This is a genomic window from Pseudomonas sp. B2M1-30 (assembly GCF_025447575.1).
Classification (GTDB): domain Bacteria; phylum Pseudomonadota; class Gammaproteobacteria; order Pseudomonadales; family Pseudomonadaceae; genus Aquipseudomonas; species Aquipseudomonas botevensis.
Genome location: NZ_JAOEJT010000017.1, coordinates 26,546 through 39,685, shown reverse-complemented (window position 1 = coordinate 39,685; position 13,140 = coordinate 26,546). Strand labels below are relative to the sequence as shown.

At 60.1% G+C, this 13,140-nt stretch carries 14 protein-coding genes; 4 read left to right on the top strand and 10 right to left on the bottom strand.

Features of this window, described 5'->3' with window-relative positions:
• Positions 1-32: 32 nt before the first annotated feature.
• From N8H74_RS25620 to sfnG, 7 genes are all read right to left on the bottom strand, one after another.
• Positions 33-824 carry an ABC transporter ATP-binding protein gene (locus tag N8H74_RS25620; protein ID WP_262151267.1) on the bottom strand — a complete coding sequence of 264 codons (792 nt, stop codon included), beginning with the start codon at positions 822-824 and terminating at the stop codon, positions 33-35.
• 6 nt (positions 825-830) lie between these two features.
• Positions 831-2,162, bottom strand: a complete 1,332-nt coding sequence (locus N8H74_RS25615; RefSeq protein ID WP_262151265.1) for an ABC transporter substrate-binding protein — start codon at positions 2,160-2,162, stop codon at positions 831-833.
• A 42-nt stretch (positions 2,163-2,204) separates the two neighbouring features.
• A complete protein-coding gene (locus N8H74_RS25610; protein ID WP_262151264.1) occupies positions 2,205-3,272 on the bottom strand; it encodes a branched-chain amino acid ABC transporter permease in 1,068 nt (355 codons plus the stop codon).
• Positions 3,273-3,293: 21 nt separating this feature from the next.
• Positions 3,294-4,175 carry a branched-chain amino acid ABC transporter permease gene (locus tag N8H74_RS25605; RefSeq protein WP_262151263.1) on the bottom strand — a complete coding sequence of 294 codons (882 nt, stop codon included), beginning with the start codon at positions 4,173-4,175 and terminating at the stop codon, positions 3,294-3,296.
• Positions 4,176-4,178: 3 nt separating this feature from the next.
• Positions 4,179-4,982: an ABC transporter ATP-binding protein gene (locus N8H74_RS25600; RefSeq protein WP_262151262.1), complete on the bottom strand. Its 804-nt coding sequence runs from the start codon at positions 4,980-4,982 to the stop codon at positions 4,179-4,181.
• A 13-nt stretch (positions 4,983-4,995) separates the two neighbouring features.
• Positions 4,996-6,081, bottom strand: coding sequence for an AMP-binding protein (locus N8H74_RS25595; protein WP_262151260.1), 1,086 nt, complete (start codon positions 6,079-6,081; stop codon positions 4,996-4,998).
• Positions 6,082-6,209: 128 nt separating this feature from the next.
• Complete coding sequence (gene sfnG / locus N8H74_RS25590; protein WP_262151257.1) at positions 6,210-7,310, bottom strand: dimethylsulfone monooxygenase SfnG; 1,101 nt, start codon at positions 7,308-7,310, stop codon at positions 6,210-6,212.
• Positions 7,311-7,382: 72 nt separating this feature from the next.
• Here sfnG and N8H74_RS25585 point away from each other — a divergent pair, with 72 nt between their 5' ends.
• Together N8H74_RS25585 and N8H74_RS25580 are read left to right on the top strand one after the other, a co-directional pair.
• Positions 7,383-7,601 (top strand): hypothetical protein, encoded by a 219-nt coding sequence (locus N8H74_RS25585; RefSeq protein ID WP_262151255.1) that lies wholly within the window; start codon positions 7,383-7,385, stop codon positions 7,599-7,601.
• A 31-nt stretch (positions 7,602-7,632) separates the two neighbouring features.
• Positions 7,633-8,871, top strand: coding sequence for an acyl-CoA dehydrogenase family protein (locus tag N8H74_RS25580; protein WP_262151253.1), 1,239 nt, complete (start codon positions 7,633-7,635; stop codon positions 8,869-8,871).
• A gap of 206 nt (positions 8,872-9,077) precedes the next feature.
• Here N8H74_RS25580 and catA read toward each other — a convergent pair whose 3' ends face one another.
• Genes catA through N8H74_RS25565 form a run of 3 tightly spaced genes read right to left on the bottom strand, consistent with a single transcriptional unit; the run spans position 9,078 to position 11,472 of the window.
• On the bottom strand, positions 9,078-10,013 hold the full coding sequence (gene catA / locus N8H74_RS25575) for a catechol 1,2-dioxygenase (protein WP_262151252.1): 936 nt from the start codon (positions 10,011-10,013) through the stop codon (positions 9,078-9,080).
• A gap of 31 nt (positions 10,014-10,044) precedes the next feature.
• Complete coding sequence (gene catC / locus N8H74_RS25570; RefSeq protein ID WP_217834150.1) at positions 10,045-10,335, bottom strand: muconolactone Delta-isomerase; 291 nt, start codon at positions 10,333-10,335, stop codon at positions 10,045-10,047.
• A gap of 15 nt (positions 10,336-10,350) precedes the next feature.
• Positions 10,351-11,472, bottom strand: coding sequence for a muconate cycloisomerase family protein (locus N8H74_RS25565; RefSeq protein WP_262151251.1), 1,122 nt, complete (start codon positions 11,470-11,472; stop codon positions 10,351-10,353).
• A 141-nt stretch (positions 11,473-11,613) separates the two neighbouring features.
• Here N8H74_RS25565 and N8H74_RS25560 point away from each other — a divergent pair, with 141 nt between their 5' ends.
• Entirely contained in the window at positions 11,614-12,504 is an 891-nt protein-coding gene (locus N8H74_RS25560) for a LysR family transcriptional regulator (protein ID WP_262151249.1), read from the top strand.
• Between the two features lie 114 nt (positions 12,505-12,618).
• Entirely contained in the window at positions 12,619-13,134 is a 516-nt protein-coding gene (locus N8H74_RS25555; protein WP_262151248.1) for a GNAT family N-acetyltransferase, read from the top strand.
• Positions 13,135-13,140 lie beyond the last annotated feature (6 nt).

Genomic DNA, 13,140 nt, shown 5'->3' with positions numbered 1-13,140 from the left:
CGTTGCCCGACTTGTGGACGTTCACGGTTCAATCAATGCATGCACTCTGATACGCCAAGTGCCCCAAGGTAATAGTTCTGAATCTCCTCGCGCCCGGCGAGCTCAGCGACCGGGCCAGAGTCGACGACTTGGCCGTTTTCCAGCACATAGGCAAAATGCGCGTAGTCCAGGGCCAGATTGATGTTCTGCTCAGCGACCAGCAGGCTCAAGTGTTCATCACGATTGAGTCGAGCCAGAATGTCGAAAATTTCCTCGACCACCTGCGGCGCAAGGCCCATTGACGGTTCATCCAGCAATAACAGTCGCGGGGCGGACATCAGCGCGCGTCCGATGGCCACCATCTGTTGCTCGCCTCCCGAGGTGTAACCGGTCAGGCGCTTGCGCAGTAACCGCAGCCTGGGAAAGTAGCCGTAGACCCTTTCCAGTCTGACTTTGAGTTCGGCGCGAGACGGCCTGGAGATGAACGCGCCTATCAACAGGTTCTGCTCGACGCTCAGGTGACTGAAACAATGTCGCCCCTCCAGCACTTGTGCCAGCCCGGCTCGCACCAGTGTCGCCGGATCGGAGCGGGTGATCGACTGCCTCAGATAATGAATCTGCCCGGTAACGACGTCACCCCGTTCGGCGCGGATCAGGCTGGAAATGGCCTTGAGCGTAGTGCTCTTGCCTGCACCGTTGGCGCCCAGCAGCGCCACGAACTGGCCTTCGCCAACCTGCAGGCTGACACCGCGCAGGGCGAGAATGGCTTGCTCGTAAAATACCTCGACTTGTTCTACCGACAATATCACCGGTGTCGACAAGTGCTCGCGCGGGGTCTGGCTCATGGATACTTATTGCTCCTTGCTGCAATCGCGGGGCGTGATGCCCTTTTCCTTGGCGTACTGCGCCGCCGATGCTTCGATTATCGGCCGCAACAAGCCACGATCGGCCTGCACCCAGTCGCTGATCAGATTCCAACGCTGACCATCCCATTGCTGGAAGCGCACGGCACCACCACCTTCATGATCGGCGCACGACAGTTTCAAGGGCTGCACCAACCCCTTGGCGCCTAGCGCTTGCAGGCGTGCGTCGTCCAGATCCAGATGTTCGAACCCCCAGCGTACCTGCTCACCGGTCAACGGCTTTTCACCAAACTTTGCCTGGGCGATGCGTAGCGCTTCGACGTTGAGAATGCCGTTCACTACACCGAGGTTGTAATACACGGTGCCAAAACGCTTGGCGTCGGCAAGATTGCCCTGGCCTTTGTCGAGAACATCCTTCTGAATGCCTTTGAGCACCGGAAAGTCCGTACCCGACGGGTGCGTGGTGATCGAGATAAACCCCTTGGCGGCAGCACCGGCCGGGATCACGTCTTCTTCGGAGTTGCTCCAGATATTGCCGATGATGTGATCGACCGGATAACCGACTTTTTGCGCCGACTTGAGCGCCACCGGATTCATCACCCCCCAGCCGCGCAGAATCACCCAGTCCGGTTTCAGGCGACGGATATTCAGCCACTGCGATTGCTGCTCGTTGCCGGGATGCGGCACCTCGAGCGTCGTCAACTCGAAGCCGTAGTTTTTGGCCAGGGTTTCCAGCACGCTGTTGGTTTCCTTGCCGTAAGGCGAGCCGTGATAAAGCACAGCGATCTTCTTGCCCTTGAGCGTCGCAATGCCGCCGTCACGCTGACCTATGTAATTGACGATGGCCGACACTTCGGAATACGGGTTGAGCTGCAACGGAAAGACATACGGAAACACGCTGCCGTCAGTGGAGTCGGTGCGCCCGTGATTGATGGTGATCAGCGGCAGCTTGTCGGCGGTGGAACGCTCCAGCGTTGCATAGGCAATGCCGACCGAAAGCGGATTGGTGGCAGCGGCTGGGGCTCCATTCAATCCGCCCTTCAGACGCTCGTAGCACTCGACACCCTTCTCTACCACGTACTCGGTTTCGCACTCCGACCAGGTCAGCTTGACCCCGTTGACTCCGCCATTGGCATTGACGTACTGCATGTAATCGATGAACCCTCCAAAGAAACCGGTCCCACCGGCGGCGTAAGGCCCGACCCGATAACTCTGCAACGGGAAATATTGCTCGTTGGCCGCCTGCACGGCGGACGCAAGGCCTGAACCCAGCAACGCCAGAGCAAGCGCCACGCGTCGCAGGGAAGTTCGGTGGTTCATAGGCAAACTCCTTGATGATTACGAAGTGTTTAAAGGGATGAGTCAGTAACGCAAAGGCCATATGCGCAGCCGCAGCCGAAAGCGCTGCCACAACCGCGCCAGGCCTTCCGGCTCTTTGATCAGAAAGACAATGATCAAAGCGCCAAAAAGCACTTTCTGGAGGTTTTCCAGCTGTCCGGAATCGATCACGCCAACCGGTAGCAGCGCACTGAGATTGCCCAGCAGGATGGGGAACAGGACGATAAAGGCGGCGCCGAGAAAGTTGCCCAGCACACTGCCCAGCCCGCCAATAATGATGATGAACAGCACTTGAAACGAACGGCTCAGATCGAAACCGTGGGGTTCGACGGTGCCCAGATAAGCGAAGGCCCACAATGAGCCGGCAATCCCCAGATAGAAGCCACTGATGGCGAAAGCCAGCAACTTGGCCTTGAGCAGGCGGATGCCGATCACCGCAGCGGCGGTGTCCATGTCGCGCACCGCCATCCAGTTGCGCCCCAACTCGCTGCGTACCAGATTTTTGCCGAGCCAGAACAACAGCACCAAGAGTCCGAGGGTCAGCAGATAGCGACCTTGCGGCGAACTGAAGTCCACCCCTGCGATAATCAGTGGCGGCGAAGTAATCACTCCTGAGGCGTTGTCATTGGTGAACCAACTGAACCTGGTCAGTACCCACTCCACCACGAACTGCGCAGCCAGGGTCGAGACCAGGAGATAGAAACCCTTGATGCGCAAACTCGGCAAGCCAAAGACCAGTGCAACCAGCCCCGCTATGACGCCGCCCAAGGCAAAGCTCAGCAGCAACGGCATGCCCGCCACCCGCAACTGCAAGTTGTAGGCAGCGAACGCGCCCACGGCCATGAACGCCGCCGAGCCCAGTGATAGCTGCCCGGCAAAACCGGTCAACAGGTTCAGGCCCAGTCCGGCCAGGGAGAGCACCATGAAAGGAATCAGAATCGCACTGAACCAATAATCGTTGCCCAGCCAAGGCACGCCGACGAAGGCAAACGCCAACAACAGCAACAAGCCGATCCGGTCCTGGCGCAAACGAAAGATTCGACGCTCGGCTGCGTAATGCGTGGCGAGTTGTCCGGCTTCTTGATAAAGCATTGAAATGATCCTTGTTGAAAGTCAGACGCGCTCGATGGCCCGCTCGCCAAACAGGCCGGCAGGACGAACCAGCAGGAACAACAGCGCCAGCACATACGGCACCCAGTTTTCGATACCGCTGCCGATGATCGGACCGAGGTAGATTTCGGCAATCTTTTCCGCCGCGCCGATGATCAGGCCGCCAACGATCGCTCCTCCGATCGAAGAAAAACCGCCAATGATCAACACGGGCAGTGCTTTGAGCACCACCAGCGACAGGGAAAACTGGACCCCGAGTCGTGCGCCCCAGAGCAGTCCCGCTACCAGGCCGACGAAACCCGCCGCCGCCCAGACCACCGCCCAGATTCGAGGCAAACGAATGCCGACGGCCAGCGATGCCAACGGATCATCTGCCACCGCGCGCAGAGACAAGCCGATGCGTGTGCGGTTGAACAAAAACGAGAGGACAATCACCAGCAATGCGGCAGTGCCTGCGGCAAACAGATCGAACTGCGATATCAACATGCCGTGGATTTCCAGCGGCTCATCGGGTATGCCCAGCTCCAGGCCGTGTACCTGCGCGCCCCATAGCGCCTGAGCCAGACCTTCGATCATGTACGACAGGCCCAGCGTGGCCATGAACAAAATGATCGGCGGGCGGTTGACCAGCGGCCGCAACACGGCTCTTTCGATCAGCAGGGCCAGCACAACCATGCTCGTCAGGGTCACAAGGAACGCCCCCCAGAACGGCAAACCGCGCTCGAGCAGGCTGACAAAAGTCAGCGCGGCGAACAGCACCATCGCGCCCTGGGCAAAATTGAACACGCCCGAAGCCTTGTAGATCAGGACGAATCCGATCGCGACCAGCGAGTACATGACTCCGGCCAACAGGCCACCAATCAATACCTCAAAGAAGAACTCCATCACTCATTGACTCCGGGCAGGCTGCGAACGGCGGGTGCCAAGGTAGGCGGCAATCACCTCAGGGTTGTTGCGCACTTGCTCCGGTGTGCCATCGCCGATCTTGCGGCCGTAGTCGAGTACCACGACGTGATCGCTCAGGCCCATCACCACGCCGATGTCGTGTTCGATCAGAACCACGGTGGTGCCCAACTCACGGTTGATATCGCGGATGAACTGGCTCATTTCCAGTTTTTCCTGCGCGTTCATGCCTGCCATCGGCTCGTCCAGCAAGAGCAATCGCGGTTCGGCCGCCAATGCCCGAGCCAGTTCGACGCGCTTTTGCAAGCCATAGGACAGCTTGCCGACCAAGGCGTGGCGCCACGGATGAATGCGCAAGAATTCGATCACCCGTTCGGCATGTTCGCGTTGCTCGTCATCTTCCGCCCCTGCCCGCCCGATGCGCAGCATCTGCTCGAGCCAGGTGCTGCGGCGTTTGAGATTGCGACCGGTGAGCACGTTGTCGAGCACGCTCATGCCTTTGAACAACGCAATGTTCTGGAAGGTACGGGCGATGCCTCCTTCAGCGGCCTGATGCGGACGCATATGGTGTCGTGTTTGGCCCGCGTAGGTAATCGAGCCGCTTTGCGCTTGGTAGACGCCATTGATGACGTTGAGCAACGAACTTTTACCGGCGCCATTGGGGCCGATCAGGGCGCAGATTTCCCCGGTGGCCACTGCAAAGCTGATCGAGGTAACGGCTTTGACGCCCTTGAACGACAGAGAAATATCGTCAAGCGTCAATAACGGCACAGGAGCGACTGCTGTCATGGATCATGGCCCGTCAGGCAGATTGGGGAATGAGAGTGATCGCCGGCTCGGCCTGCACTTCAATATTTTCATCGTTGCGCAATGGCTGAGGATGTATACCCAGGGCCGCATAGAACACGGCGCTCTGTGGCGTCAGTGAATCCCCCACCAGCAACGCTGTACTCAAGCGACTCATGCCCAGCACATCGCGCAGCGGGCGGCGTATCAGCCAATAACCGAGTGCGCGGCGCAACAATCGTGGTCCGGGTTGCATCGCCCATTGGTAAAGCCGATGGCTGAAACTGCCCGCCGGCGGCAAACGCTCTCTGGCCCAGCCTTCAAGACGTGCGTAGGACTCACGAGTGCCCAGCACCAAGGTCGGGCCGAGCTCACGTCGGTCGCTATCGCGAGTGCTCAGTGCCTCGGGAAAGTTCAGGCAAAAACCGGCCACCAGCCACGGCGCCAGCAGATAGCGAGCCTGTCCGCCGGCGGCAAACACTCGAGCAGCCAGGGCCTGATCCCGGTTCGTGAGATGTTCCCGGGCCACCAGTCGCCGCGCGTCGAACAACAGATCAGCGTCAGTCAATTGCACATCACGCTGGCCCTGGGGCGATGGCAAAATAAATGCGGGCCTTATCCCTCGGGCAACCGGCTGCACAGATTCGCCGGCAACAGCGCCGAGCAATTGCTCGTAGGCGATCAGCCCCGGAATGCAGCCATCGCTCAGGCCGCGTTTGTCCAGGTAGATCAGCCGAACAGGTGCAGTCTGCTGCACTTGCAACACTTCATTCAGTCCTTGGGCAAATACCCATTCAGGCGTTTGCGTGAGCAGCCATTGACGACTATCCGTAGCCGGATCAAGCAGGCTGACGCTCCCGCCCAGCCATTGCGCGGCCAATGCCATCAACAAGGCTTCAGCCTTCGCCTCGCTGACAATCACCAGTGTCTGCGTCGAAGCAAAACCTTGCTCGCGCAAGGCCGTCGCCAGACGCTGCACATCATCTGCCAGCTCGCGCCAGGTGCGTGCCTGCCAGATGCCGAGTCGTTTGTAGCGCAGGGCAATCTGCGCACCACGATTGTTCGCCTGCTGCAATAAAGCGTCGGCCAGCGAGTGGGTCATGTTGAACGTCCACGGTTAAAGGAACAGAAAATGCAACCTGATCAGCGACCCTGCATTCCTTGCCGGCTCATCCAACCACTGCTAGCCACGAGATGCCGCGAGTCTGACCCGCGACATCCTTTGCAACCTCACGCCGGCACACCGAGTTTCTGTTCCACGGCGACGGCTTCCAGCTCGCGCACCAGCGGCAGGACTTTTTCGCCGAAATACACGACCTCTTCCTGGAAGTGCAGAAACGCCGACAGCACCAGGTCGACCCCCACGGACTTGAGTTCGACGATGCGCTCGGCAATCTGCCGTGGCGTGCCGATCAGGTTGGTCTTGAAGCCATCGTTGTACTGCACCAGATCCTGGAAGGTGGACTTGGCCCAGTTGCCCTCGCCTTCAGGACTGGACTTGCCCGCCTGTCTGGCCGCATCACCGAAGGCGTTGACGGCTTCCGGGTCGGCCTTGTCGATGATTTCGGCAAGCACGGCATGGGCTTCTTCTTCGGTGTCACGGGCGATGATGAACGCGTTGACCCCGACCTTCACCGAATGCCCGTTGGCAGCGGCCTTGGCACGGATGTCATCGACCTGGGCCTTGATCCCTTCCACGGTATTGCCGTTGGTGAAATACCAGTCGGACACCCGTGCCGCCATGTCCCGCGCGGCACGCGAGCTGCCGCCCTGGAAGATTTCCGGATGCGGTTGCTGGATCGGCTTGGGCCGCAGGTTGTAATCATGAAAGCGATAGAAGTCGCCTTTGAAGGTGAAGTTATCGGTGGTCCAGATGCCTTTGAGCGCACGGATGAATTCTTCGGAACGGCGATAACGCTCGTCGTGCTCAAGCCAGTGTTCGCCGATCGCGGTGAACTCGCCCTTGAACCAGCCGCTGACGATATTCACCGCCACACGCCCGGCGGTGAGCTGATCGATGGTTGCCAGTTGTTTGGCCGCCAGTGCCGGGTTCCACGGCCCTGGCAGAATCGCGGCGATGACCTTGAGTTTTTCGGTGGCCGCCAGCAACGCGTGACTGAACGCGACTGACTCATGCTGATATTCAGCACCGTAACCGGCGGTGAAACGGATCTGCGTCAAGGCATATTCGAATCCGGAACGTTCGGCGAGCTGAGCCAGTTTGCGGTTGTAGTCGATGGTCCAACTGGTGCGTTGTTCGATTTTGCTGACGACAAGGCCCCCACTTACATTGGGGACCCAGTAGGCAAACTTGACGGGTTGCTGACTCATATGAAACTCCTCGGATGGGAAGTTCCGAACGGCACGGCATTCGGATCGACAGGGTGCACAACACAAGGAGACATGAGCAGCAACCGTGCCATCGCAATAACTTCAATAAAAACAACAAGCTATTCAAAGCATGGGAATTCCGTTGCTGTACGGATAGTCGGCAAGCTGCTGAGCCACTGTTCGCCAGACAACAGCCACATCCTGAATCCGAAAACAAAACGCTTTAAAAACAGCCTGTTACGTTCAGGCATGGTGTATGCAACAGCGCATGGGACCCGTTCGTTCGGCTGATCGCCGATCAATTCGCCCCCAGGAGCACGCCATGACTGAGACGACAGCAGCAAACCCACTTTCGCTGGGAACCGACTACGAAACGCTCGCCAACCGCTTCCGTCCCATTTTCCGTGAGATCAGCGCCGGGACTGTCGAGCGCGAGAAAACCCGCGCCCTGCCCCACGAACAGATTGCCTGGCTCAAACAGGCCGGCTTCGGTGCCGTGCGGGTGCCAACGCAATACGGTGGCGCCGGGGCTTCCATTGGCCAGCTGTTCGAACTGTTGATCGAGCTGGCCGAGGCCGATTCAAATATTGTTCAGGCGCTGCGAGCGCATTTCGCTTTTGTCGAAGACCGCTTGAACGCACCGCCCAGTGACGACCGCGATCAATGGTTCGCGCGCTTCGTGAAGGGTGACCTGGTCGGTAACGGATGGACGGAAGTGGGCAGCGTCAAGCTTGGCGACGTGATCACCAAGGTCACTGGCACAGGTGATCGCCTGTTGCTCAACGGCACCAAGTACTACAGCACCGGCAGCATTTTCGCCGACTGGATCGACGTCTATGCGCAACGAGCCGACACCGGCGCCGACGTCATCGCCGTGGTCGACGCCCGTCACCCTGGCGTGCGTCACAGCGATGACTGGGATGGGTTCGGTCAGCGCACCACCGGCAGCGGCACCTCGGTTTACGACAATGTGCCGTTGCCGGCCGAACACGTCATCCCGTTCGAAGAGCGCTTCAAATACCAGACGGCGTTTTACCAACTGGTGCTGCTGGCCGTGCTCGCCGGCATCGGTCGCGCGGTGGAGCGTGATATTGCCCGGGAAGTACGTGACCGCAAGCGGGTGTTCAGCCATGGCAATGCCGGTAGCGTGAGTGAGGACGCACAGATCCAGCAAGTGGTCGGCCAGATCGCCGCGCAGGTGTATGCGGCCCAGGCAGCTACCCTGCGTTCGGCCGAACCCCTGCAACGCGCCTACGTGGCACGGTTCGGCAATGATGCCCAGGTCGAGAAGGCAGCCAACATTGATGCCGAAATCGAAACCGCCAAGGCGCAGGTGATCGTTTCGCAGCTGATTCTGAGCGCCGCCACGGACCTGTTCAACGCGCTGGGCGCCTCAGGTGTCAGCGTCAGCAAGGCGCTGGATCGCCACTGGCGCAATGCCCGGACAGCGGCCTCGCACAACCCGCTGGTCTACAAGGCACGGATCGTCGGCGACTGGCACATCAACGGCACCGAGCCGCCGTATGTCTGGCAGATTGGCAGCGGCAAAGGCAAAGCCTGATCTGTAACAGACACTGCCTGGAGGCGATCAAGGCAGACATCGGGAGCACTCAAGACGAAGCCATATACGCCGACAGGTGCTCCACCGGCGCATCGAAAACCATCTTGCACTGCGGGCTATCACGCAGAAACAATTGAACCCGGCAGCGAGGGCATGTCCGACGCCAGGGAGAAGTCTGTTCTCCCTGCCGCCGTTTTCGCTCTGGCTCAGCCTTCCTGCAAAGCCCGAGGACGCTGGCTGCGGGCTTCTGAATCGGCGCTCTTCGCGGCCTGCAACTGGAAGTTGAACTCCAGATCGGCGAAGCGCTTGCCTTCCAGCCCACGGGCCTTCGCCGCCTCGGCGTCATCAACGAAGTTGAGCGTTCCGATCAGCCCGTCGCGGGTGGCGTAGGCAAAATCATCCCAGAGGTACTCATCGCCGTTGAAGTTGATTTGCGTCGTCAAATGACGCTGACCCGCTGCGGAAATGAAGAAGTGGATATGCGCCGGGCGCTGGCCGTGACGTCCCAGATGATTGAGCACTTCCTGCGTCGTGCCGCCTGGCGGGCAACCGTAGCCGCTCGGCACGATACTGCGGGCGCGATAGCGGCCCTGATCGTCGGTGACGATGCGCCGACGCAGATTGAACGCCGACTGGCTGGGGTCGAAATAGGAATAAGTGCCGTGGGTGCTGGCGTGCCACACATCGACCACCGCGCCCGCCAACGGGCTGCCCTGCTCATCGAAAACCCGGCCATGCAGGTACATCGGCGTGCCCGGATCGGTGCCGTCGTCCATGCGCGCCTCGCCTTGCGAAAGCGGCGCACCTGCCACGTAAAGCGGGCCTTCGATGGTACGCGGGGTGCCACCCGCCAGGCCTGCCTGGGCATCTTTCGCGTCCTGGAGCAAATCGAGGAAATGCTCGATCCCCAGCCCCGCCACCAGCAACCCGGCCTCTTGATTGGTGCCCATGCGGTTGAGGTAATCCACCGCTTTCCAGAACTCGTCGTCGGTGATTTCCAGGTCTTCAATCAGTCGGGCCGCGTCCTGCAACACGCGCAAAATGATCTGTTTGAAACGAGGACTGCCCTGGTCGTTGTCGACACCGGCCACCTCCTGGAAGAACGTTTGTACCTCAGGCGTTTGCGAAATCTTCACGGTCATTTGTCATCACCTCATTATTCTTGTTGGCGCATTATCGATCAGTCGCGTGAATCGAGGACGGATGGCGGCAAAGGCCATCGACCTCGATGTCCATGTACGGAAACAGGGGCAATTGCATCAGGGTGTCATGCAGTGCCTCGACGCTCGGCACATCGAACACGCTGTAATTGGCGTAATGCCCGGCGATGCGCCACAGATGACGCCAGGTGCCTTCGCGTTGCAGGCGCTGCGCCAGTTCTTTCTCGTCAGCCTTGAGCTGCGCGGCCTTCGCCGGGTCCATGTCCAACGGAAGTTTTACGGTCATTTTTACGTGAAACAGCATGGGATTTCTCCTTGATCAGCGGCGAGCAAAACGACGCAGGCGTTCTTCATCCAGCGTCAGCCCCAGGCCGGGCGTGCGCGGAACATGAAGCTGGAAATCGCGGTAGACCGGCGGCTCGGTGACAATTTCCTCGGTCAGCAGCAGCGGGCCGAACAGCTCGGTCGCCCAGGTCAGTTGATTGAGGGTAATGAAGGCGTGAGCCGAAGCCAGAGTGCCAATGGCGCCTTCGAGCATGGTGCCGCCGTACAACGCCACGCCCGCAGCCTCGGCAATCTGCGCGGTACGCAGCACCGCACGCGGCCCGCCGTTCTTGGCGATCTTCAGGGCGAATACGCTGGCAGCGCCGTCGATGACCAGACTCAGCGCGTCCTCGACACTTTCAATCGACTCATCAGCCATGATCGGCGCCGGGCTGCTTTGATTCAGCCGCACCTGGCCGGAACGATTGGTGCGGGCAATGGGCTGCTCGATGAGATCGACGCCGTTGTCACCGAGAATCCTGCACGCCCGCAGCGCCTGTGACTCATTCCAGTATTGATTGACGTCAACGCGCACACTGGCGCGATCGCCCAGGGCTTTCTTGATGGCGATGACGTGCGCCAGATCCTGATCGACAGGGTTGGCGCCGATTTTCAGTTTGAAGATTCGATGGCGACGAATATCGAGCATCTGCTCGGCCTCGGCGATGTCCCGGGCGGTATCGCCGGAGGCCAGCGTCCAGGCCACTTCCAGGCTGTCCCGTACACGCCCGCCGAGCAGTTCGCTGACCGCCAGGCCCAGGCGCTTGCCCTGCGCATCCAGCAGCGCGCTTTCGAGGCCGGACTTGGCGAAGGTGTTGCCCTTGGCGATCTTGTCCAGTTTCAGCATGGCGGCGTTGATGTTTCCCGCCTCCATACCTTTCAAGGCAGGCGCCAGGTGCGCGTCGATGTTTTGCTTGATGCTTTCCGGGCTTTCGTAACCGTAGGCCAGGCCACCGATGGTGGTGGACTCGCCGATGCCTTCCACACCGTCCGAGCAACGCACCCGGATGATGACCAGGGTCTGCCGCTGCATGGTGTGCATCGCCAGCTTGTGCGGACGAATGGTCGGAAGATCGACAATGAGGGTCTCAACGCGTTCGATCACAGCATGTGTCATTGCAGGCATCCAGGACTTGATGGCTCCGTCCGCCGTGGGGCGCGTGGGAGCTGTTGTATTTATTCGGCCCCTGAAGCATTGCGTGGCAGGGCCGTTTACGTCCAATATCGATTGAATATCCTTGTATACCCGGGAGGTATGATGGAGCTTCGACATCTGCGTTACTTTCAGGCGCTGGCGCAGACACTGAGCTTCACGCGGGCCGCCGAGCAGTTGCACATGGCGCAGCCGCCGCTCAGTCGCCAGATCAGTCAACTGGAAGATTTGCTGGGCACCCCGCTGGTGGTGCGCGAACGCCCGCTGCGCCTGACCGAGGCCGGGCGTTTTTTCTACGAGCAGAGCGGCAGTCTGCTGCTGCAACTCAACAGGATTGCCGAAAATACCCGGCGCATCGGCCTGGGACAGCGCCACTGGCTTGGTATCGGCTTCGCGCCCTCGACCCTGTACGGCGTCCTCCCCGAACTGATCCGCGAACTGCGGCTCGACACCGAACTGGAACTGGGCCTCAACGAGATGACCACCCTGCAACAGGTCGAAGCGTTGAAGGCCGGGAGAATCGATATCGGTTTCGGACGCATTCGGATCGACGACCCCGCCATCCAGCAGATCGTCATCACCGAAGACCCGCTGGTTGCCGTGCTGCCGGCGGGTCATCGATTGCGTGGAGCGCCGGCATCGCTGGCCACGTTGGCCGAGGAATCGTTCATCCTCTACCCGGCCAACCCTCGCCCCAGCTACGCCGACCACCTCATCGCCCTCTTCGCCAACCATGGGCTGGGGATTCGCGTCGAACAGTGGACCAACGAACTGCAAACCGCGATCGGCCTGGTGGCGGCCGGCATCGGAATCGCAATCGTGCCGGCCTCGGTGCAACAGCAACATCGCACCGACATCGACTATGTGCCGATCATCGAGCCTGAGGCGGTGTCCCCGATCATCATCAGCCGCCGGATTGGCGATATGAGCGTGATCGTTCAGAGGTGCATGGCGCTGATTGAGAAGACCGATCGGCGCACGGCATGCGAGGGCTGACGGCGAGAGACAGGCTGTGCCCAGTCAGCGCCCGGTGCCTGGGCCGTTGATTGATCTTTGCCTCCATACCCAGTAAAAAACCCTCTCCCCTTTTGCCCTTGCAAGGAGCACCGGATGCTCGAACTCACCACGGAACGCCTCGACCTGCGCACGATGGTCGAAGCCGACTGGCCGCTGTTTCTCAGGCTGCATTCCGAGCCGAAAACCATGCAGTATGTGTTCGGCGAAATTGCCGAGGAGCAGATTCGCAAAGGCTTCGAGCATCGGCTCCCGGCGTGGGGGCCGCAGTCGGATCACTGGTTGTGTCTGGTGGTGATCGACAAGGCCAGCGGCCAGGAACTGGGAGTGACCGGCTTGCGGATTCTGTCGCCGGGGCATGCCGAGGTGGGTTGTCTGCTGTTGCCGGAACATCAGGGCAAGGGCTTTGGCACCGAGTCGCGCCAGGCGATCATCGACTATGCTGCGGCCATCGGACTCGACTCACTGGAGTCGACCGTGACCGACGGCAATATCGCGTCCTGCAAGGTTCTGGAGAAATGCGGCTTCGTGTTCGAACGCCGTGTGCCGCAGGCCTATCAGATTGGCGACCGATGGTTTGACGACCTGATCTACCGCTATCAAATCAGCTGACCCTTT

Coding starts and splice junctions, on each gene's coding strand:
- N8H74_RS25620 (WP_262151267.1), bottom strand. CDS start 824: ATGAGCCAGACCCCGCGCGAGCACTTGTCGACACCGGTGATATTGTCG.
- N8H74_RS25615 (WP_262151265.1), bottom strand. CDS start 2,162: ATGAACCACCGAACTTCCCTGCGACGCGTGGCGCTTGCTCTGGCGTTG.
- N8H74_RS25610 (WP_262151264.1), bottom strand. CDS start 3,272: ATGCTTTATCAAGAAGCCGGACAACTCGCCACGCATTACGCAGCCGAG.
- N8H74_RS25605 (WP_262151263.1), bottom strand. CDS start 4,175: ATGGAGTTCTTCTTTGAGGTATTGATTGGTGGCCTGTTGGCCGGAGTC.
- N8H74_RS25600 (WP_262151262.1), bottom strand. CDS start 4,982: ATGACAGCAGTCGCTCCTGTGCCGTTATTGACGCTTGACGATATTTCT.
- N8H74_RS25595 (WP_262151260.1), bottom strand. CDS start 6,081: ATGACCCACTCGCTGGCCGACGCTTTATTGCAGCAGGCGAACAATCGT.
- sfnG (WP_262151257.1), bottom strand. CDS start 7,310: ATGAGTCAGCAACCCGTCAAGTTTGCCTACTGGGTCCCCAATGTAAGT.
- N8H74_RS25585 (WP_262151255.1), top strand. CDS start 7,383: ATGAGCAGCAACCGTGCCATCGCAATAACTTCAATAAAAACAACAAGC.
- N8H74_RS25580 (WP_262151253.1), top strand. CDS start 7,633: ATGACTGAGACGACAGCAGCAAACCCACTTTCGCTGGGAACCGACTAC.
- catA (WP_262151252.1), bottom strand. CDS start 10,013: ATGACCGTGAAGATTTCGCAAACGCCTGAGGTACAAACGTTCTTCCAG.
- catC (WP_217834150.1), bottom strand. CDS start 10,335: ATGCTGTTTCACGTAAAAATGACCGTAAAACTTCCGTTGGACATGGAC.
- N8H74_RS25565 (WP_262151251.1), bottom strand. CDS start 11,472: ATGACACATGCTGTGATCGAACGCGTTGAGACCCTCATTGTCGATCTT.
- N8H74_RS25560 (WP_262151249.1), top strand. CDS start 11,614: ATGGAGCTTCGACATCTGCGTTACTTTCAGGCGCTGGCGCAGACACTG.
- N8H74_RS25555 (WP_262151248.1), top strand. CDS start 12,619: ATGCTCGAACTCACCACGGAACGCCTCGACCTGCGCACGATGGTCGAA.